This window comes from Desulfovulcanus ferrireducens (assembly GCF_018704065.1).
GTDB classification, from domain to species: Bacteria; Desulfobacterota; Desulfovibrionia; order Desulfovibrionales; family Desulfonatronovibrionaceae; genus Desulfovulcanus; species Desulfovulcanus ferrireducens.
Window position 1 is genome coordinate 86,587 of record NZ_JAGUQP010000002.1, and the last position, 21,233, is coordinate 107,819.

At 45.8% G+C, this 21,233-nt stretch carries 19 protein-coding genes and 1 tRNA gene; 16 read left to right on the top strand and 4 right to left on the bottom strand.

The genetic code is table 11. The features are described from left to right. The first annotated feature begins 1 nt into the window (after position 1). The 12 genes from KFV02_RS01530 to glnA all read left to right on the top strand — a co-directional run bounded on the left by KFV02_RS01530 (position 2) and on the right by glnA (position 12,804). Positions 2-976, top strand: coding sequence for a 3-dehydroquinate synthase II domain-containing protein (locus tag KFV02_RS01530; RefSeq protein ID WP_252379771.1), 975 nt, complete (start codon positions 2-4; stop codon positions 974-976). Positions 977-1,070: 94 nt separating this feature from the next. Further along, a complete protein-coding gene (pheA, locus tag KFV02_RS01535; RefSeq protein WP_252379772.1) occupies positions 1,071-2,159 on the top strand; it encodes a prephenate dehydratase in 1,089 nt (362 codons plus the stop codon). Positions 2,160-2,195: 36 nt separating this feature from the next. After that, positions 2,196-3,560 carry a 3-phosphoshikimate 1-carboxyvinyltransferase gene (gene aroA, locus KFV02_RS01540; protein ID WP_252379773.1) on the top strand — a complete coding sequence of 455 codons (1,365 nt, stop codon included), beginning with the start codon at positions 2,196-2,198 and terminating at the stop codon, positions 3,558-3,560. Next, positions 3,553-4,332: a prephenate dehydrogenase gene (locus KFV02_RS01545; protein WP_252379774.1), complete on the top strand. Its 780-nt coding sequence runs from the start codon at positions 3,553-3,555 to the stop codon at positions 4,330-4,332. Before aroA ends, KFV02_RS01545 begins: the two co-directional genes overlap by 8 nt. Before the next feature lie 154 nt (positions 4,333-4,486). Then, a complete protein-coding gene (locus KFV02_RS01550) occupies positions 4,487-5,896 on the top strand; it encodes an anthranilate synthase component I family protein (RefSeq protein ID WP_252379775.1) in 1,410 nt (469 codons plus the stop codon). Continuing rightward, entirely contained in the window at positions 5,871-6,440 is a 570-nt protein-coding gene (locus tag KFV02_RS01555; RefSeq protein ID WP_252379776.1) for an anthranilate synthase component II, read from the top strand. The genes KFV02_RS01550 and KFV02_RS01555 overlap by 26 nt, the downstream gene beginning before the upstream one ends. 399 nt (positions 6,441-6,839) lie before the next feature. Then, positions 6,840-7,829 carry an anthranilate phosphoribosyltransferase gene (trpD, locus tag KFV02_RS01560; RefSeq protein WP_252379777.1) on the top strand — a complete coding sequence of 330 codons (990 nt, stop codon included), beginning with the start codon at positions 6,840-6,842 and terminating at the stop codon, positions 7,827-7,829. Between the two features lie 39 nt (positions 7,830-7,868). Then, entirely contained in the window at positions 7,869-8,639 is a 771-nt protein-coding gene (locus tag KFV02_RS01565) for an indole-3-glycerol phosphate synthase TrpC (protein WP_252379778.1), read from the top strand. 11 nt (positions 8,640-8,650) lie between these two features. Beyond that, positions 8,651-9,271, top strand: coding sequence for a phosphoribosylanthranilate isomerase (locus KFV02_RS01570; RefSeq protein WP_252379779.1), 621 nt, complete (start codon positions 8,651-8,653; stop codon positions 9,269-9,271). A 4-nt stretch (positions 9,272-9,275) separates the two neighbouring features. Further along, a complete protein-coding gene (trpB, locus tag KFV02_RS01575) occupies positions 9,276-10,445 on the top strand; it encodes a tryptophan synthase subunit beta (protein WP_252379780.1) in 1,170 nt (389 codons plus the stop codon). Positions 10,446-10,503: 58 nt separating this feature from the next. After that, positions 10,504-11,271, top strand: coding sequence for a tryptophan synthase subunit alpha (gene trpA, locus KFV02_RS01580; protein ID WP_252379781.1), 768 nt, complete (start codon positions 10,504-10,506; stop codon positions 11,269-11,271). A 186-nt stretch (positions 11,272-11,457) separates the two neighbouring features. Further along, entirely contained in the window at positions 11,458-12,804 is a 1,347-nt protein-coding gene (glnA, locus tag KFV02_RS01585) for a type I glutamate--ammonia ligase (RefSeq protein WP_252379782.1), read from the top strand. A 139-nt stretch (positions 12,805-12,943) separates the two neighbouring features. Here glnA and KFV02_RS01590 read toward each other — a convergent pair whose 3' ends face one another. After that, on the bottom strand, positions 12,944-14,446 hold the full coding sequence (locus KFV02_RS01590) for an ATP-binding cassette domain-containing protein (RefSeq protein ID WP_252379783.1): 1,503 nt from the start codon (positions 14,444-14,446) through the stop codon (positions 12,944-12,946). A 272-nt stretch (positions 14,447-14,718) separates the two neighbouring features. Here KFV02_RS01590 and typA point away from each other — a divergent pair, with 272 nt between their 5' ends. Further along, entirely contained in the window at positions 14,719-16,563 is a 1,845-nt protein-coding gene (gene typA / locus KFV02_RS01595; RefSeq protein ID WP_252379784.1) for a translational GTPase TypA, read from the top strand. 145 nt (positions 16,564-16,708) lie between these two features. Here the strand turns inward: typA and KFV02_RS01600 are convergent. Then, positions 16,709-16,784: transfer RNA gene (locus tag KFV02_RS01600), tRNA-Ala, on the bottom strand. Between the two features lie 248 nt (positions 16,785-17,032). Between KFV02_RS01600 and ahbD the strand changes: the two genes are divergently transcribed. Together ahbD and ahbA are read left to right on the top strand one after the other, a co-directional pair. After that, positions 17,033-18,103 carry a heme b synthase gene (ahbD, locus tag KFV02_RS01605; protein WP_252379785.1) on the top strand — a complete coding sequence of 357 codons (1,071 nt, stop codon included), beginning with the start codon at positions 17,033-17,035 and terminating at the stop codon, positions 18,101-18,103. A gap of 136 nt (positions 18,104-18,239) precedes the next feature. After that, the gene (gene ahbA / locus KFV02_RS01610; protein WP_252379786.1) at positions 18,240-18,695 is read left to right on the top strand and encodes a siroheme decarboxylase subunit alpha; all 456 of its coding nucleotides are present in this window, start codon (positions 18,240-18,242) and stop codon (positions 18,693-18,695) included. A gap of 75 nt (positions 18,696-18,770) precedes the next feature. Here the strand turns inward: ahbA and KFV02_RS01615 are convergent, their stop codons facing one another. Further along, positions 18,771-19,259 (bottom strand): universal stress protein, encoded by a 489-nt coding sequence (locus KFV02_RS01615; RefSeq protein ID WP_252379787.1) that lies wholly within the window; start codon positions 19,257-19,259, stop codon positions 18,771-18,773. 20 nt (positions 19,260-19,279) lie between these two features. After that, positions 19,280-20,236, bottom strand: coding sequence for a serine/threonine protein kinase (locus KFV02_RS01620; protein ID WP_252379788.1), 957 nt, complete (start codon positions 20,234-20,236; stop codon positions 19,280-19,282). 314 nt (positions 20,237-20,550) lie between these two features. Here KFV02_RS01620 and rpe point away from each other — a divergent pair, with 314 nt between their 5' ends. Next, complete coding sequence (rpe, locus tag KFV02_RS01625; protein WP_252379789.1) at positions 20,551-21,225, top strand: ribulose-phosphate 3-epimerase; 675 nt, start codon at positions 20,551-20,553, stop codon at positions 21,223-21,225. Positions 21,226-21,233 lie beyond the last annotated feature (8 nt).

The following is a 21,233-nucleotide window of genomic DNA, read 5'->3' on the forward strand; positions in this document are numbered from 1 at the left end:
AATGCGTAAAGAGATTTATTTTAAAGCTATACCTTTTGACAAGAAACTGGTCACCCTCGCCCTGGAATCAGGAGTGGATGGGATAATTGCGGAAGATCAGGACGTAGACAAGATAGCTGCCCTTGGCCGGACCACGGTTTTGTCCGAAGGAGAACTTGATTGGATAGCTATCAAGGAGAAAAAGGACGAAGAGACTGTGGTCCAGAAGATTAAGGGTGGTCAGAGAGTAGTCCTTTCTCGCGGCGTGGAGATTATCCCTGTGGAAAATATTCTGGCCCAATGTCCTGAGGTAGGCATGGAAGTGGCCAGTGCACAAGAGACTCGCACTGCTCTGGGTATTCTGGAAAAGGGAGTTCAATTCGTGGTGGTTCTGCCTGAGGGAGCAAGCGAGCTCAAGGAGATGGTGAAATTGGTCAAGCTGGATCTAGGCCGTATTGATCTTGTACCGGCTCAAATAACTGCTATCGAGCCTATTGGACTTGGACATCGGGTGTGTGTGGACACCATTTCGATTTTAAAGACCGGACAGGGCATGCTCGTGGGTAATTCCAGTGGTTTTACCTTTCTTGTCCATGCGGAAACAGAAGTTAATCCATACGTTGCTCCCAGACCTTTTCGCATCAATGCCGGAGCCGTGCATTCATATACATATTTACCAGGAGATAAAACCAGGTACCTGGAAGAACTCAAGCCTGGTACGGAAGTCCTGGTTGTGGATAGCCAGGGGCAGGCCCAGAGTGTAGTTGTGGGCAGGACGAAAACAGAAGTGCGTCCAATGTTGCTTATAGCAGCCAAGACTGAACAGGCCCAGGGCAGTGTTGTCATTCAAAATGCCGAGACTATTCGTCTGGTGGGCAAAGATGGCCAGCCTAAAAGTGTAGTGGAATTGAATGTTGGTGACGAAATCCTTTGTCGAGTGGACCAGGCAGGTCGGCATTTTGGTCTGCGTATTCAAGAAGAAATCAGGGAAGAGTAAAGGCGAAAAGGTTAAAAGGTAAAGAGTCGAGAATTCAGGAGCATGAGTAAGAGCGCCAGAGCTTGCGGCTCATAACCTTAACCCCTAAATTAATATGAGTATAGAAGAACTAAAGAAAATAAGAGATAAGATCAGTGCCCTGGATATAGAACTGCTTAGGCTTTTAAATGAAAGAGCAAGCTTGAGTCTTGCTGTGGGCAGGTTGAAATCCAAATCCAATGATGCCGTATTTAAGCCATTTAGGGAAAAGGAAGTTTTAGCCAGACTTCTATCTCAAAATAAAGGGCCTTTGCCTGATGATCATTTAAAAGCCATTTACCGAGAGATTTTATCTTCATCTCGGCGTCTGCAAAAACCACAGACGGTCGTTTATTTGGGGCCGGAGGGCACATTTTCCTATTTTGCCGGGGTTGAGTTTTTAGGGCATAGTGCCGATTTTCTTCCTAAAAACAACCTGGAAGATGTATTCAAGGCAGTAGCCCAAAAAAAAGCAGAACTGGGTATAATTCCTTTAGAAAACTCGTTGCAGGGCAGTGTGGGACAGAGCCTGGACCTGTTTTTGCGTTTCGATGTGTACATTCATGCTGAAATCTTCTGTAAAATCAGCCACTCACTGCTTAGCCGGGAAGAGGATTTAAGTAATGTTGAGCGAGTCTATTCTCATCCCCAGGCTCTGCAACAGTGTTCGCAGTGGTTAAATACCCGTCTGCCAGGCGTCGCCATTATCCCTGAAGAAAGTACTGCTAGAGCAGCCAAGAGGGTTGTTGATGAAGCGAAAAGCGCAGCAATCGGGCACAAAAGATTGGCTCAGAAGTTTGATCTGAATGTACTGGCAGATGGCATTGAGGATTTGCCTGATAACTGGACCCGATTTTTAATAATTAGCGCTGCCCCTCCGGAGACAGGAAGTCATGACAAGACTTCCCTGGTATTTACCCTGCCTGATAGACCGGGGGCCCTGGTTCACGTCCTCCAGGTCCTGGCCCGGAAGGGGATTAATATGAAAAAGTTGGAGTCCCGCCCCTTGCGCATGGAAAAGTGGAAGTATGTCTTTTTTGTTGATGTGGAATGCGATCTAACAACAGACGCATATAAAGATATGCTTGAGGAACTACAGCATAAATGCCATACCCTGCGCATTTTGGGTAGCTATCCCAAGGGAGAGTATATCGACTTTGATTAACAGGGGCTGAGCAGGGAAACTTTGAGCTTTTAGGAAATGAGTAAAAGGAAGGATAGAGTGATTCATTTAAATGCGCCAAGTTCCAAATCCATATCCCATCGGGCTTTGATGGTGGCAGGACTCGCGGTAGGGGAGTCTTTGATCACCAATTTGCTTGCCAGCGAGGACATCGCTTGGACCAGGGCCTGCCTTGAAAAGTTGGGAGTTGGTTTTGAGGATACAGAGGATGGGCTTAAGGTAAAAGGGTTGGGCGGCAAAATAGCTTCAGCGGCGTCAGCGCAAGCATCTACTGAACCGCTTGTTCTAAATGTAGGAGAGTCAGGCACTACCTGTAGGTTACTCACGGCTATTGTGGCTGCTGGCCAGGGAAGTTTTCAGATCCAGGGTCAGGGAAGGATGCATGAGCGACCCATTGATGCTTTGGAACTGGCTTTGAAAGAACAAGGCGTGACCTTTTTTTACCTGCAAAATGCCGGATGCCCGCCTTTCATACTGCATACAGGTGGCTTTCGAGGGGGAAAAATCGAGATCAGCATGGAGCAAAGCAGCCAGTTTTTGTCTGGCCTCCTTCTGGGCGCGAGCATGGCCAAAGAGAGAACAGTGATTACTGTCTCGGGCCGCAAAATTGTTTCCTGGCCCTATGTGGGGCTAACCATTAAAGTTATGCAGGAGTTTGGACTGGGCCCGGAAATAGAAATTCTGGAAAACGGGACCTGGCAGACAAAACCATTGGATGAGATTGATGAGATTGTACCCGGCAGGATCAGATTCATTGTAACTCCCGGACGGTTTTTGGCCAGGACTTTTAATGTTGAAGGCGATTACAGCAATGCATCCTATCTCCTGGCTGCCGGAGCTCTAAAGGATGAGCCGGTAGTCGTACATAATCTGAATCCTGATTCCTTGCAGGGAGATAAAGAGATTTTAAATATCTTGAGTAAGATGGGTGCAAGGGTCACCTGGCAAGACGAAGCTGGAGGGGACCCAGCTAGAGTGTTGGTTGAAAAACAGAGATTGCACGGAGTCCAGCTTGATATGGGCAGTTGTCCGGACCTGGTGCCCACAGTGGCTGTGCTCATGGCCTTGGCTGATGGTCCGAGCAGGATTACTAATGTAGCCCATTTGCGGATCAAGGAAAGTGACAGGTTGCAGGCAGTAAGTAATGAACTGGCTAGGGTAGGCTGTAAAACAAGGCTACTTGAGGATGGGATAGAGATTTTCCCCCAAAAGATTCCTCAAGGACAAAGTTTTTTCTTTAAAACCTACAACGATCATCGTTTGGCCATGAGTTTATCCTTGTTCCAGCTTGCTGGCATTGACGTGAACCTGGATAATCCGGCATGCGTGGCCAAATCCTTTCCTGGCTTCTGGCAGGAATGGGCAAAGGTGGTAAATGAGTAGTCCACTAAAGAATGTAACCATCATTGGCGGACATGGCCAAATGGGGCGTCTTCTCACGCGAAAGTTCAGAGATGTAGGGGTAGAGGTTAATTCCCTTGATAAACCTTTGTCCGAAGACTCCCTGGCCAGTTGTATTCCTGAGGCCGATGTTGTGTTTCTGGCCGTGCCTATTACGGCCCTGGATGACGTTTTGCAGAGTTTAAAAATGTTTTTGTCCCCTCCCACTATTTTGGCTGATATCTGTTCCGTTAAGGTTATCCCCATGACTAAGATGGAAGAAAGTTATGCTGGACCTGTTGTGGGCACGCATCCTCTTTTTGGGCCTGAACCTGCGGTCGATGATCCCCTTAAAGTGGCATTATGTCCGTCTAGCCGAAAAGATGGGGAAGCTCTAAAAGCGGTACAGGAACTTTTTTCTCGCGGTGGTATGTATACCTTTATCACCAGTGCTCAGGAACACGATGAGGCCATGGCCTATATTCAGGGTTTAAATTTTATTACTTCCCTATCTTATTTTGCCTGCTTGCCCAAAGATCTGGATATGGACAAGTTTATCACTCCTTCGTTTAAACGAAGGATGGATGCGGCCAAAAAGATGCTTACCCAGGACCATGCCCTTTTTGCCAAACTATTTGAGCAAAATCCGTTTAGCGGTAAAAGTGTGCGCAGGTTCAAATCTTTTCTAGGTCTTTGCGCTGCAGGTGATGTGGAACTTTTGACCCAAAAGGCCCTCTGGTGGTGGCGTGCGTCTAGTGACAAGGGAGGACCTTAAGGCCCGGGTATAAGTTTAAACATAAAAGGCCGTGTCCTCCCAGAGGATACGGCCTTTTTAGTATTTAAACTGTGGCGGGTTTAAAATCTATCGGACTAACAGGGTTTAAAAAGGGGAAACCAAGGGATAAGTTTTGGTAAAAAAGGAGAGGAAAATGATTAAGCTACAACAAAAAGGAAGGTGTTTACCTGCAGATACTCAGACCCCCGTGTCTTTGTATCTGGACCTGATTGGTCGCAAGCAGGGTATCCTTCTGGAAAGTTCAGAGGTGGATGGTCGGCTGGGCAAATATAGTCTTCTGGCCTGGGATTTTCGGCTTAGACTTGAGAGTGTTCAGGGTAAGCTGAAAGTAGAGGTTAGCGATCCTCGTCTACAGAGCTTAAAGGAATTTGAAGGGTTGGATTTTGTTCAGGGGCTAAGGCGGGTTTTACAGGCTATTGAAATCGTTCCTCCGGAAGGTAGTTCTTTTCCGGCCATGACGCGTTCTTTGTGTGGTTATCTGGGATATGGCCTGGTTGGTCTGTGGGAACCGAAGTTGCGACCCGTGCTTCCACCGTCCGATGCCGAGGCCGTGCTTGTTTTGCCCGGTAAGGTCTTATTGTTTGAGCACCTTTATCACCATTGTTTTTTGTTGAGTTTAGACGATGATTTGAATTTGCCAAGGCCAAAGAGCCACAGCAAGGAAAGGGAAAATGTCCTTGGTCCGATACAGACTTATCCTGACCGGGAGACATTCAAACAAAGCGTGGCCGAGGTCAAAGAGTTGATCAGGCAGGGGGAAGCCATTCAGGTGGTCTTGTCAGTGCGTTTTGCTGCTGATTTTAGTGGTGATCCCTTTCAGGTATACAGGCACTTGCGTCAAATTAATCCCTCTCCATATACATTTTATATGCATCTGGGAGAGATAACCCTCCTTGGTTCTTCTCCGGAACTGATGGTTAAATGCGAAGGCAATAAACTGCAGCTGAGACCCATAGCTGGCACCAGGCCCAGAGGCAAAGATAAAGAGGAGGATGAGCGTTTAAGTGAAGATCTGCTCCAGGATGAAAAAGAGCGGGCCGAACACGTTATGCTGGTGGATTTGGGGCGTAATGACCTGGGGCGTATTGCTCAGCCAGGCAGCGTGGAAGTGGATAAATTTATGCAGGTGGAAAGGTTTTCTCATGTTATGCACCTTACTTCTTATCTGTCAGCCAACTTAAAGCCGGGTTTGGATGCTCTGGATGTAATTCAAGCCACTTTCCCCGCCGGAACAGTATCTGGCGCGCCAAAGATCAGGGCAATGGAAATTATCTCCCAGTTCGAGAATTTGCCTCGCGGTCCTTATGCCGGAGCTATTGGCTGGATAGGTCTGGATAAGGATAAGGTGAATATGGATACTGGGATTACCATCAGGAGTTTGTGGGTTAGAGACGGTAAAATTTATTGGCAGGCCGGGGCCGGGGTCGTATTTGATTCTGATCCGGATAAGGAATGGCAGGAATGCCAGAACAAGGCCCGCGCCATAAACAAAGCCATAACCAGCACAGGAGGCACTGATGATTTTGCTCATAGACAACTTTGACTCCTTTACTTTCAACCTGGTGCAGGTACTGCAAAAAATGGGGCACGATCCTGTTGTACTTAGAAATAATGACGAGAGTTTGTTTAGTTATGTAAACGATCCAGAGCTTACAGCAGTGATCATCTCCCCAGGACCAAGCAGTCCTGAAAATTCAGGCTTATGTCTTGAGTTTTTAAGTAAGCTTAAACCAGAGATTCCAGTTCTGGGCGTATGCCTGGGACATCAGATTCTGGGCTACTATGCCGGGGCCAAGGTGGAAGTGGCAGATGAAATCATGCATGGGAAAACTTCACTGGTTTATCACGATCATAAGGGGTTATTTAAAGGCTTGCCCAATCCCATGCAGGTTTGTCGCTATCACTCTCTTGTGGTTGTCCCGCAAAAAGATTCACTATTTTCAGTGACAGCCCGTACAGAGGACAACAAGGTCATGGGGCTTTGTTATTTTGATCGGCCATGGATGGGCGTCCAATTTCATCCGGAATCCATACTTACGCCGGACGGACCAAAACTTGTTCAAAATTTTATTGAAATGTTGGGCTAATGGTCTAGGGTTGGATGATTGGCTGGATTATTGGTTAAATAGTTCAACTTTTGGAGTTAATTTACGAGCACATTTTCTGGGGGTGCTAACAAAGACTTGGACACATTGTGCATAAAGGGGTTTTTTAGTTAAATGTTATTCAAAGCATTTTCTGTATTCTTGATATCTCTCGCAATTTTAGTGGGGTAGTCTCCCTATGCACATTTTTTTTCGCAAACTTCGCCAAGATGTGTTGCCCAACCCGTTTGTAATGCATCTCAGAAAATGCGCTCTCCAAAAGTGTTGAAATTATAGTGAGTTAGACAACTCCGAAAGTTGAGTTAAATGGTTTATTGGTGGAGTGATGCTGGGATAGTTGACCAATCAACTAATCAACCAATAAGCAAAAAGGAGAGGAGAATGAATATTAAAGACATCTTGAACAAGGTTAGTGAGCATAAAGATTTAGAATATACGGAAGCTAAAGAAGTTTTTGCGGCTTTGTTTGAAGGAGACCTTACACCCGCTCAGAGCGGGGCACTACTCATGGGGCTTAAAAGCAAAGGAGAATGTGCCGATGAACTTCTGGCTGCAGTTGAGGTTGCACTTGGCAAGGCAAGGCTTGTAAAAGATATTGAAGGCGTGCGTATAGATACTTGCGGTACTGGTGGGGATGGGAAACAGAGCTTTAATTGTTCTACAGCAGTGGCTTTTTTCCTGGCTGACTTGGGTTATAAAGTAGTTAAACACGGAAACAAGGCCGTTTCCAGTACTTGTGGCAGTGCCGATGTAGTAGAGGCCCTTGGCCTTCCTTTATTGAAAGATCCAGAGCAGGTAAAAGCAGAGCTTGAACAAAGAAGTTTTGCTTTTATTTTTGCCCCGCATTTTCATCCTGCCTTTGCCCTCATAGCCCCTATTCGTCAGGAATTGGGTATTCGGACTATCTTTAATCTTATGGGTCCCCTTTTGAATCCAGCCCGGCCTACACATCAGATTCTGGGCGTGGCCAGGCCAGAGTATGGACCGCTCATGGCCAAGGTTTTGGCCAGAGGTGATGTGCAAGTTGCTGCTGTGGTTCACGGAGCTGGTGGATTTGATGAACTTACCCCCTGTGGTCCAGCCCAGGTGAGTTTGGTCCGGGAGGGTAGCGTAAAGGAAATAACTCTTGACCCTCAAGATTACGGTTTTTCCAGGTGTGAGCCAGCTGATTTGACCTGTGAGAATAAAGAAGAGGCCCTTGCAATGCAAAAAGAGGTTTTAAGCGGTGCAGGGCCAAAGGCTATCCAGGATATGGTGGCCCTGAATCTTGGACTGGCTTTAAGTCTTTTGCATTCGGACAAGGATTTAAAAGAATGTATGGATATGGCAAGGGATGCTGTGGCCAAAGGGATTAAAATGATTGAGAGCTGATCAGCTATGAGCTACGAGCCATAGAATAGCGAGGAAGACATGCTGGATAAATTTAAACAGGCTAAAAAAGAAGAAATAGACAGGCTTAAGGCCCTGGAAGAAAAGGGAGCATTGCCGAAGGCTTATGCCGGGGGGCGCCTTTCTTTTGCCGAAAGTTTAAAAGTTGGCCATGGTATAAAAATCATTGCTGAATACAAGCGGGCATCTCCGTCCAAAGGAGTAATCAATAAGGATTTGGATGCTCAGGAGGTAGCCAGAATTTACAGTCAAAATGGCGCGGCAGCCATTTCTGTGCTCACGGAAGAGAAGTACTTTCAGGGCCAGCTTGAATTTTTAAGTCAGATGGCTGGCTACGGGCTCCCTCTCTTGCGCAAGGACTTTATCTTTCATCCCTTGCAGATTGTGGCCACGGCAGCCACTCCGGCTTCGGCCCTGCTTCTGATTGTTCGCCTGACCCCAGAAGTTTCGGTTTTAAAGGACCTGATAGCCAGGACGTATGAACTGGGACTAGACCCTGTGGTGGAGATATTTAACCATGACGAGTTAAAAATTGCCCGCAAAGCAGGGGCCAAGATTATTCAGGTCAATAACCGCGATCTGGACACACTGAAAGTGGACATCATGAACTCGTATGAGCTTATCAGATATAAGGAAGAGGGCGAGTTGTGGATCTGTGCCAGTGGTATTGAAAACAGAGAAGAGATCCTAAAGCTGAAAGACGAGGGCTTTGATGCCTTTTTGATTGGAACCTGGCTTATGTCTGCCCCAGATCCGGGCAAGGCACTTCAGGAGTTAAGGGCAAAGGGATAAGAAGAGGCAGTATGAAAATTAAAATTTGCGGTTTGACCAATAGAGACGATTTGCAATTTTGTCAAAAACTCGACATAGATTATGTGGGGTTTATATTTCATCCACCCAGTCCGCGTAATGTATCTCCATCCTTGGTGGCTACGTGGGAACAAAAAGGTGAAAAGCGGGTAGGCGTGTTTGTCAGGCAAGATGCGGACCAGGTCCTGGAAATTATGGACATGGCCGGCCTGGATCTGGCCCAATTACATGGTGATCAGGATGAGGACTTTTGTCTTAAGATAGGTCCGTCACGGGTGATCAAGGTCCTTTGGCCGGAGAGATTCTCTACACCCAGTGAGTTGCAAAAAGAAATGGAGCGTTTTGCCCCTTTTTGTGCGTACTTTCTCTTGGATGCAGGGAAATATGGCGGGGGACATGGTAGGCGGATGAATTGTTCGTTTTTAAATCAGATCAAACCATTAAAGCCTCTTTTTCTGGCTGGAGGTCTGGACATCCGCATACTTGATGAGCTTGGCGAGAGCTTAGGTAAAAAAGTGTTTGCTTTGGATTTTAATTCCGGGGTGGAAATGCGGCCGGGAGTCAAAGATAAGCAAAAAATATTGGAGTTAGTGCAGTCTTTAAAAGGAGAATAGTAGAATGAGAAAAGGTTACTTTGGTTCATTTGGCGGGCAGTTTGTGCCTGAACTTTTAATCCCACCTCTTAAAGAGTTGGAACAGGCCATGGATAAATTCTTGGCGCACAGTGATTTTTTGCAGGAATTAAAAGGCATTCTTGCTGATTATGTGGGTCGGCCAACTCCTCTTTATTATTGTAAAAACTTGTCTCGTGAGCTTGGCTTTCATCTGTGGCTGAAAAGAGAGGATCTAGCCCACACCGGCGCGCATAAAATCAATAATACCATTGGCCAGGCCCTTTTGGCTAAATATATGGGCAAGACAAGCCTTGTGGCTGAAACCGGCGCCGGTCAGCACGGTGTGGCTACAGCCACGGCAGCGGCCATGCTTGGGCTTGAGTGCATAGTCTTTATGGGCGCCAAGGATGTAGAGCGTCAGGCAATAAATGTCAGACGGATGGAGCTTTTGGGCGCTAAAGTGGAAGCTGTTCAAAGCGGGACCAAGACCTTGAAAGACGCCATTAATGCCGCGTTAAGGTATTGGATTTCTCACCAGCAAACGACCCATTATTGTCTTGGTTCGGTTGTTGGACCACACCCCTTCCCACTTCTGGTGCGCGAGTTGCAGTCGGTTATTGGCCAGGAAGCAAAAGAGCAAATCAAGGAGAAAACAGGCAGGTTGCCAAAAATTATAGTCGCCTGTGTCGGCGGAGGCTCCAATGCAATGGGCATATTTTATCCTTTTTATCCCGACAAGGAAGTGGAACTCGTTGGAGTTGAGGCCGGAGGGAGCGGGAAGCCGGGAAGTTATCATTCCGCTACGTTAAATAAGGGCACTGCCGGAGTACTGCACGGTACTCATACCTACCTTTTGCAGACTGGTGAAGGTCAAATCCTACCTTCCCATTCCATAGCCCCGGGGTTGGACTATCCGGGAGTTGGTCCGGAACATAGTTATTTCAAAGATAGTGGCCGGGCCAGGTATGAAGTTGTTTATGATCACCAGGCCCTGGAGGCCTTTTATGCCCTTTCCCAAAAAGAGGGCATTATCCCCGCACTGGAGAGCAGTCATGCCGTGGCCTATGCTCTTGAGTTAAAGGGGAAATTAAATAGTGATGACCACGTGGTGGTCAACCTGTCCGGTCGGGGGGATAAGGATCTGGGCATAGTTTTTGGTCTGGAGAATAGTTGAGCAAGTTCACTGCAAACACAACAAGGCCAACGAACGCATAAACTTGGTGGAGCAAATAATGAGTAAACAAGGACTTAGAGATAAGATAAATCAAGCGGGAGCTGAGGGGCGTAAAGCCCTGATCCCGTTTCTGCCAGCTGGTTTTCCCAGTATGCAGAGGTTCTGGGAAGAGATTTTGATGTTAGATGAGCATAATGCAGACATCATTGAGATTGGAGTTCCCTTTTCTGATCCTGTGGCTGATGGGCCGGTTGTTGAAGGGGCCTCGATTAAATGCCTTGCGCAGGGAGTAAACCTGGAGTGGATATTTGCAGGTCTTAAAGAATATAGACCTAGACTAAAGGCTGAGATTGTGCTTATGGGTTATTTTAATCCTTTTCTGCAATTTGGTATAAAAAAATTATTGGCTACGGCTAAGGAGGCAGGGGTAAGTGGCTTTATTGTCCCGGACCTCCCATTGGAAGAGGTTAAGCCATACCTTAGTGAGTTTAAAGCGCAAGGATTGGAATATATTCCCTTGCTTGGCCTAAATACTTCTGTGTCCAGAATGGAAGAGTATGCCGAGCTGGATCCGGCTTTTGTATATATGGTTTCTGTCCTTGGTATTACCGGAAGTAAGGTAGATCTTAATCAGGTGTTAATTGAAAAATTAAAACAGGCAAAAGAGGTCTTTTCCTGTCCTATCGCCCTGGGTTTTGGCTTAAAATCCCCTGATCAGCTTGGGTCTATTGCGGAACATATTGATGCCGTAGTCTTTGGTAGCGCGCTAATCAGACACATTGAAGATGGGGGAAGCAGTAGTGATTTTATGGGGCAATGGAAGTGAGTTTTTGGGTGACAAATTTGTAAAAAAAGAAATTTATTAACAAGGTTTTTATAACAAAATTGTGAATTTTTATAAGAAATCACTTGGTTTGTTTTTTTATAAATAGTTAAAAGATAACAGTCTTTTAACTTTTGGCCCTTATATTGTATGCATTTGCTAAAGAATTTTAATAAACGGAGGTAAAAAATGGCTGATACCCCTATCTTCAATTGTAAGAATGCAGACGATGTAGTCAAGGCTGTTAAAGAGTATGATGTCAGTTTTATTCAATTTTGGTTTGTGGATGTACTCGGAACCTTGAAGAGCTTCCAGATTACTCCGGCTGAACTTGAAGCTGCTTTTGAGGAAGGAATGGGCTTTGATGGTTCATCCATTCAAGGTTTTACCCGCATTCATGAAAGTGACATGGTCGCTTATCCTGATCCTACCACATTTCAGTTTGTTACCTGGCGGCCATCAGAAAAACCAGTGGCCCGCATGTTTTGCGACATCAAGAACCCAGATGGCTCAGCATATGAAGGCGATAGCCGCTATGTTTTAAAGCGTATGCTCGCCAAGGCTGCTGAAAAGGGTTATACTTTTTATGTAGGCCCAGAATTGGAATTCTTTGTATTTGAAAGCCCGGAAAGTCCTAAGATTTTAGACACTGGCGGATACTTTGATGCTCCTCCGCTAGATTTGGGTAATGATATCCGCAGGGATATTGTCTTTGCCCTGAATAATATGGGTATCCAGGTTGAATACAGCCACCATGAAGTGGCCCCTAGCCAGCATGAAATCGACTTGCGCTATCAAGAAGCCCTGAAAATGGCTGATACTGCTGTTACTTATCGAGTCGTAGTCAAGGAAGTGGCCCGCAAGCACGGCTGTTATGCTACCTTTATGCCCAAGCCTTTGTTTGGTGAAAATGGTAGTGGTATGCATGTTCACCAGTCTTTGTTCAAGAACGGCAAGAATGCTTTTTTTGATGCTAAAGAAGAGTTCGGCTTAAGTGCTGATTGTAAGAAATACATTGCTGGTATTTTAAAGCATGCCAAGGAAATCACCGCAGTGTGCAACCAGTGGGTCAACTCCTATAAGCGTCTGGTTCCCGGTTATGAAGCTCCTGTGTACATAGCCTGGGCTCAGAGAAACAGGTCTGCCCTGGTCAGAGTACCTATGTACAAACCAGGCAAAGAGGCAGCAACACGTATTGAACTTCGTTCTCCAGACCCAGCATGTAACCCATATCTGGCTTTTGCCGTAATGCTCGCTGCCGGTCTGAAAGGTATCGAAGAAAACTATGAGTTGGCTTCTCCTGTTGAGGAAAACATCTTTGATATGGATGAGAAAAAACAGGCCGAATACGGCATTGAGAGCCTGCCTGGCAGCCTTGGCGAAGCCATTGCAGCACTGGAAAAGAGCGAGGTTATCAAAGAGGCTTTAGGCGAGCATATCTTCAATGAATTTATCGCCAACAAAAAGATGGAATGGGATGACTATCGCACTCAAGTGACCGAGTTCGAGATCAAGAAATACATGCCGTTTCTGTAGAAGTCTTGACTATACGTCTATAAAAAAGCCCGGAGCCTTTGCCCCGGGCTTTTTTTTTGTTTAGAGCCTGTGGCCGAACCCTTTTACCAATTCAAATTTCATGATTAATTTCAGTCCTTTCAATCTCTCACAGGCCTCTTTACTCTTGGTTTAGCCACGCATTTAAAGCTTCCTTAAAGGTTCCCTGATAGACAATTCTGCCCTGGTTTAAAACGATACCTTTACTAATGAAATGCTGTATTTCCTGGGGATAATGGGTGGTCATAACAAGGTTTGTGCCTTTATTTACGGCCTTTATTAAAGTTCTTAGAAAAAGATGCCTTTCTTTCTCGTCCAGGCCGGTTAAAGCTTCATCCAGAAGGAGTACTTCCGGGTTGTTTATCAAGGCCCGCAGCAGGAGGGCTTTTCGAGCCTGGCCAAAGGAAAGGGTGTGGATGGGCATATGGGCTAGAGTGTCAGCCTCCCATTTATGCAAGAAGTCTAAAACATAAAGCTTTTCTTTTTCCTCGAGTTCAGGGCAGATACCAATGGTACCTAAAAGGCCTGAAGCAACCAATTCAAACACTGTCATCTCTGGCCTGAGCTGGGCTCCCAGTTCCGGGGAGACAAAACCGATTTTTTGTCGCAGTTCCCACAAGGTTGTTTTGCTCTTTCCCCACCACTTTATCTCTCCGCCCGGAAGTGGGTGAATTTCGCCGAGTAGCAGGCGTAAAAATGTACTCTTGCCGCTGCCGTTGGGTCCAAGAATAGCCCAGGTCTCTCCTTTTTTGAGCTCAAAATGAATATCCTTAAGGACAGGTTCCCCTTTTCGTTGTACAGAAACATTGCGGAGTTGAATAGCGATAGCTGCGTAAGCTGGTGGTGTTTTGCCCTCTTTGAGAGGTGATTTTAAAAGTTTTTGTGGTTGAGATAGGTGTTTAGGTTTAGAAGTTTTGGGTGGCGGTTGCTCCGTTTGTGCTAAAATCTGTCCATTTTTAATTTGCCAGAAATATTGGATATTTGCCGGTTTTTCCTCGGCCTGGTGTGTTGTACAGACAATGGCGCAGGACCTTTGCGTTACAATTTGCTCCAGGATGGAAAATAATTTTAGCCGACCCTTGTGGTCCAGGTTTAGTCCTAGTTCATCCAGAAGCAGGAGTTTTGGATTCCCCATCAGTGCCCTGGCAATCAAGGCCCTTTGAGCCTGTCCGGAAGACAGGGTCAAAAACCTTTTTTCCTTAAGCCCGTTCAGATCAAACAGTTCCAGCAACTCAATGGCCTTTTCGATATCCTCTTCTTTTGGGCGGGTATACTGGTAAATGGTATTGTTTATTCCCGACAAGACCAGGTCAAGTACCTTTAAATTCAGGTTATTATGGGCGTAAAAGGCATAGTCTTCCGGACAGACCATTTTGATTTTTTCTTTGACCAAGGCAGGGCTGTGGCTCTTTCTTCCGTTTACGACGTAGCTTCTTCCATTGTACGTTTCAGGAGTTGGCCAGACATGGCCGGCCAAAAGTCGTAAGAAAGTGGTTTTGCCGGATCCGTTATGGCCTTGCACAAAGTGGATTTCCCCGGATTCTATGCGCCAGTTAAGACGATGCAAGATTTTTTTGGGGCCAAGATTTACATCTACATCTTTAAGAATAATTTCCAGTGTCATGGTCTAAAAGTAGTCGATGATGCACGGCTTCGTCAAATTGGCCACCTCATTTCTCGATGGGAGAGTATGTCCATAAATCATCACACGGTATTTCGAGGCGTTAAGCTCTAGGAAAGTCAGGAGATATGCCGAAATCTTTATATTGATTTTTTACCTAACGTGGCGTAATTATGTAAACTTGAGCTCAGCTAAGAAAAAGCGGTTCAACTGCTTGGTTGAACCGCTTTTTCATTGGACCAAATAATCATGTTACTTGTATAAGGAAGATATTCATGCATAAATCAGGATTACAAAATAAAAATATCAGGAACATCGCAATCATTGCGCATGTAGATCACGGCAAGACTACCCTCGTTGATAACATGTTCAAACAAAGCGGGCTGTTTCGCCAAGGCCAGGAAGTCGAAGAAAGGGTCATGGACTCTATGGATCTGGAGCGCGAAAGAGGGATTACAATTGCGGCCAAAAATTGTTCTGTGAACTGGAAGGGTGTGAAGATTAATATCATTGATACTCCTGGACATGCTGATTTTGGAGGCGAAGTCGAACGTTCCCTGTCCATGGCTGAAGGGGCTATTTTACTGGTTGATGCCTCAGAAGGCCCCTTGCCTCAGACCAGATTTGTCCTGAAAAAGGCTTTGGAGGCCGGGCTGGCCATTATTGTTTGCATTAATAAAATTGATCGCAAAGATGCCAGGCCTGGAGAGGTCTTGGACGAGGTTTACGATTTGCTCATCGATCTGGATGCTACTGAAGAACAATTGGAGTTTCCTCTACTGTACGCCATTGGCAAGGATGGGGTTGCCAAGAAGAGCCTGGATGATCCAAGCGAGGATCTTGAACCATTGTTTGAAACAATCCTGGAAGAAATTCCTGCTCCTAGTTATGCTCCTGAAGAGCCATTTCAGATGCTGGTTTCTGACCTGAGCTATTCTGACTATTTGGGCCGACTAGCCATCGGCAAGGTCTTTCACGGTAGTGTCCGCTCCAATGAGACTCTGGTTTGTATCAATGAGCATGGGGAGCAAATTCCCTTAAAGGTAACAAAACTGCAGGTTTATGAGGGGCTAAATTATAAAGAAGTAGATCAGGTGGCGCCGGGTGATATCGTGGTTCTTTCCGGGATTGAAGATGTCAAGATCGGGGACACCATTTGTACTCAAGAATCACCCAGAGCGCTGCCCAGGATTACAGTGGATGAACCTATTGTGTCCATGAGGTTTAGCATAAATACCTCTCCTTTTGCCGGTCGAGAAGGCAAGTATGTCCAATCCAGGAAAATTTGGGAGCGGTTGCTCAAGGAGACCCTGCTTAATGTGGCTATTAAGGTGGAAGAGACCGACGACAAAGACAGCTTTATTGTCAAAGGCAGGGGGGAGTTTCAGATGGCCATACTTATTGAGACAATGCGCAGAGAAGGGTACGAGCTATGCGTGGGTAGGCCAGAGGTTATTTTCAAGAAAGTAGAAGGGAAACTGCAAGAGCCCATGGAAAAGGTTTTTATAGATTGCGAGGAGGACTTCATGGGCGTGGTCACCGAAAAGCTGTCCATGCGCAAGGGTAAGATGATCAACCTGGTTAATAACGGCAATGGCCGGGTGCGCATGGAGTTTTTGATCCCTGCAAGAGGTCTTATTGGGTACCGAAATGAATTTCTAACTGATACAAGAGGCACGGGCATTATGAATACCCTGTTCGCAGGGTATGGGGATTATGCCGGTCCTATCCAGGGAAGGTTTACTGGCGCGCTCGTGGCTGACCGTCAAGGTGAATGTGTGGCCTATGCCCTGTTTAACCTCGAACCCAGGGGACGGTTGTTTGTGGTCCCTGGTGAACCCGTATATGAAGGCATGATTATTGGCGAGCACAACAGGAGCAATGATATCAATGTAAATCCCTGCAAGAGCAAAAAATTGACCAACCTGCGTGCCTCCGGAAAGGACGAAGCAGTGACCCTCACCCCGGTTATGCCCATGACCTTGGAAAAGGCCATCCATTTTATCAAGGAAGACGAGCTTGTCGAGGTTACTCCAAAATCCATTCGCCTGCGAAAGGCGGTCCTTTGTGCCAGGAAACGCCATGTCCTGGAGACTGCCGCTAAGAAGCGAGCAAATTAACTTTAAGATAACATTGATGGGTACCCCTGCGATTCAGCCCTGGCTGGACCGCTAGGGGTTTTGGGTGGCAAAGATTTTGGGATAGAATGGGCTGAAAAAACAAAAAAGGCTTATGGATTATAGCCCATAAGCCTTTGATTTCTTTTGGTGGAGCTGAGGGGAGTCGAACCCCTGACCTCTTGAATGCCATTCAAGCGCTCTCCCAACTGAGCTACAGCCCCACAAACGAAGAAATAACTTCATAATTATCTTGCTTATTCTTGTCAAGAATTATTTGATGTGTACATAAAAAATTAGAGAAGTCTGTTTGGGATGTGTGAATACTTATGCTGGAGGATAAGGAAGCACGGCGTGTTTTTGTGGCCAGAATATAGAAACGTGTTTGATTTTGACTTTATAATAAATTGCTGGCAAGGAAAGATTCCAGCTGAGAAAAGTTTCTAGTTTAAGCCATAAGAAGGAAATTTAAATGTATCCACAAAAAGAGAATCAAGTGCCTCCATTGAGGTTGATTGCCTGGGAGGTTACCAGGTCTTGCAATTTGGCCTGTAAACATTGCCGGGCTGAGGCTCATCCAGAGCCTTACCCGGGAGAGTTGACTACGGAAGAGGCCAAGGCTCTTATTGATACATTTCCCCAAACCGGAGATCCGGTGATTATTTTTACTGGCGGAGAACCACTGCTTCGACCGGATATCTTTGAGCTTGTTTCCTACGCCAATGACAAGGGCCTTCGCTGCGTTCTGGCTCCAAACGGGACATTGATAACGGCAGAAAACGCCCTCAAGATGAAGGAAGCAGGCATACAAAGATGCAGCATTTCCATTGATGGTCCTGACAGCTTAAGCCATGATAGTTTTCGTGGCGTAAACGGGGCCTTTGATCAGGCCTTAAGGGGGATCGGCTACTTAAAGGAAGCCGGTATTCCTTTTCAGATCAACACTACCGTGACCAAGAAAAATTTGAGCCAGTTCAAAGAAATTTTTCATCTGGCTCAGGACCTGGGCGCTGTAGCATGGCACATCTTTTTGCTTGTACCAACGGGTCGGGGTGCAGGCCTTGCGGAAGAGGTTATCACTGCCCAAGAGTATGAAGAAGTACTCAACTGGTTTTATGATTTTCGCAAGAAAACCGATATGCATCTAAAGGCTACTTGTGCTCCGCATTATTACCGGATTATGCGTCAAAGGGCCAAGGAAGAAGGAGTGCCTGTAACCAGAGAAAACTTCGGCCTTGATGCCATGACGCGGGGTTGTCTTGGCGGCATCGGTTTTTGCTTTATTTCGCACACTGGCCAGGTTCAGCCTTGTGGTTACTTAGAACTCGATTGCGGCCAGGTGAAACAGACTCCATTTCCTGAGATTTGGGCCAAAAGCCCTCAGTTTTTAAACTTACGCAATCCAGAGTGCTACGAGGGAAAGTGCGGAATTTGTGAGTATCACCGTGTTTGTGGTGGTTGCAGGGCCAGGGCCCATACCATTTATGGCAATTATCTGGCTGAAGAGCCATTATGTACCTACAAGCCCAGGAGGCTTGGTTAATTGGTTGGTTTGGTTCGATGATTAGCAGGGTTTACAGATTTAATGACAAGTTTGTTTCCCTGGTTGTTTACATCATTTTCCAACCTTTTAACTAATCAACCGTAAATTCAATAAACTAAACAACGTCATATAATCTATGGATAAAATCGACAAAAAAATTTTAGCCATCATTCAGACGGATTTTCCTTTGGTTTCCAGGCCATATGCCAAAGTAGGCGAGATGGTGGGGCTGACTGAGGCGGAGACTTTGGCCAGGGTCAGGGCTTTAAAGGAAAAGGGAGTGATTCGGAGAATCGGAGGCAATTTTCAATCGCGTAAACTAGGTTGGCACAGCACCCTGTGCGCTGCGTCTGTCCCGGAAGAAAAGCTTGCAGAGTTTGTAGCAGAAGTAAACAAGCACCCCGGCGTGACGCATAACTACTTGCGCAACCACAGGCAGAACGTCTGGTTTACCTATATTGGTCCCTCCAAAGAATTTGTGCAGCAGGCCTTAAGGGACATTACCCAAAAGACAGGGATAGAAATTTTGAATTTGCCCGCCAGGAAGATGTTTAAGATCAAAGTGGATTTTCCCATGGACAAGGACGAATAACTATCAGGGTCTGCCGCAAAGACAGTCATTGTCTGTGTTTCGGGTTTGGCTTTTTTTGTAAGCACGCACTCCGGTTTATTGTACAACCCAGACGGTGCAGCTTCTGGCAGCGTGAACGATTTTGTTGGATACGCTGCCAAATAAAAATTCATCTGTTTTTGAAACTCCTCTTCTGCCGATAACCACCGTTTCCCAGCCTTCTCTTTTTTGCGTGTCAAGGATATCCTGGGCGATGCTCGTCCCCTGGCTGCACTTAAACCTGGAGGCAGTGGGGGATTGGCAACTCTCGATGTACTCCCTGGATATATTTTCTTCCAGAATGCCTTTGGATATCAGCAGGTCTTGGCTTTTATGCAAGAACTCCTGCATGGTTTCTTTCTGCTTTTTGCATTCTTCGAGCCATGTTTCTTCGTCTGCAAAGAAATCTCGGGATGGCAATCGTTCGATATAGAGCAGTTTGATCCGAAATCCCGGGCAATTCCCTACGATCGATCCTACATAGGATACAGCACGCATGGAATTTTCCGAGCCATCAATGGCAATGAGAATTTTTTTCATGTCCATAGCCATCTCCTTACAGGTCTTTATTTGATTAATCGTACACAGGCGCGGAGATCTTTTAAAAATTCATCTACGGTTTCATAAAACACATTGCTCCCGCAAGAAAAATGCAGCAACATCCAGTTGAGCTCTTTGGGGATATAAGGAAAGAGCTTGCCCAAGTTGGCCAGTCTGTTGCGGAACAAAAGAAGGTAATCTTCTTGTTTCAGTGAGGCGAGGATATCGGCTGAAAAGTCAAAGTCAGACAGATTTTGGGGGGTGTAGTAATTTTTCCCCACTAAATAAAGCAAAAGTGCGCCTAGCCCAAAGATATCCAGGCCAAAAGGGTTTTCATAGAAGTCAAAAGTGTAATCAAAGTCTATCCAGCGGTATTGCTTGGTTTTTGAGTCTTCCCACAGGTGATCTCTGCGGATGTCGCCGTGCTTTTCTCCATGCTTGTGCAGAAAAGCTATGGCTTCGCATGCATCAATAAATTTCTCTAAAATTTCAGGCAAAAATTCATGAAAATAGGTTTTATGATCAGCCTGGATGTCGAATACTACTATATCCAGCCTTTTCCCTCTGATAAGATCTATAATCCGTACACGATTTCCTGCGGTATCGTCGATAGAGAATCCTTGCATAAAGCGCTTATCACCCCGGACAAGGTCTAAGATGCGGGCTTCTTTTCGCGGACTCCTGTAGCAAAGTATTTGAGTCCCCTCGAAGTTTAAGAAAAATTTTTCATAAAAGACGAGTTTAAGAAGTTTTCGCTCACCTGTTTCCAAGAGTTTGCACCGCTTGACCCAATATTTTGGATCTTCAAGACCAAAGGAGCGCTCGACCTCATCTCGAAGGACAAAATAATGTTTCCCCCCGATTTTGATTACATCGCCGTGGCCAATGCGCATAAAATCGGAAGTATCCGTGTATATCTTCCCGCAACGGCCCGCATAAGTATTTGGCTGAAACCGATTTATAAGCTCCTTAACTTCTTTCATGATGAGGTCTCTTATGGTTTATTTAAAAACTGTTTTTACTGGAGCGACTTTAACTTTTTTAACATAACAAATAGTTTTTGCCAAGGAGAGATTGGATTTTTGCGGTATCTTTACTCTTAACGGCAAGCACAGAGTAATAGGCAGAATTAAAATAATAACAAGCTAATAAAGTTTCTTGAATAAGGATGGGTGGTTAGTCGAGAAAGGATGTTTGGGGGCGTTAAAGGTTGATAATTGGCAAAAATTGTTTCATGAAAAGTTTTGGGATTGAGTGTTTGGTCAATGCATTTTTTATGGAGGAGTAATAAGCTGTTATGGATAAAGAAATTATTATTTCCCCCTCTCTTTTGTCGGCCGACTTTGGTCGACTGGAAGAGGAGCTTGTGGCCCTGGAGCAGGCAGGTGTAAAGTGGGTCCATTGGGATATTATGGATGGCCTTTTTGTGCCCAATATTACCTTTGGCCCGCCGGTGATAAAAAAACTACGCTCGAGGTCCAGGCTTTTTTTTGATGTACACCTGATGATAGACAGGCCGGAGCGGTATGTAGATGAGTTTGTGTCTGCTGGGGCGGACCTTATTTGTGTCCATGCTGAGGCCACCATCCACTTAGAGCGGACAGTGGCTGAAATTGCAAAAAGAGGGGTAAAGTGTGCTGTGGCCTTGAACCCAGCTACCCCTCTATCCTGTGTGGAATATTTAATCCCCCAATTGGATATGATTTTGATTATGAGTGTGAATCCTGGCTTCGGGGGGCAAAAATTTATTCCTTTTACACTAAAAAAGATAGAAAGATTGGCCCAAATGATCAGGGAAGCGCAGGCTGATACCTTTATCCAGGTGGATGGAGGGGTAAGCCCTGAGAATGTTGGGCAGTTGGTTGCGCTCGGTGCCAATGTTTTTGTTTCCGGGTCAGCCTTTTTTAACTTCCCGCCCTATGACAGGAGATATAAACAATTTCTAGAAGCTGCTGATTCACTGTCCAGTTAAGTTGGTAA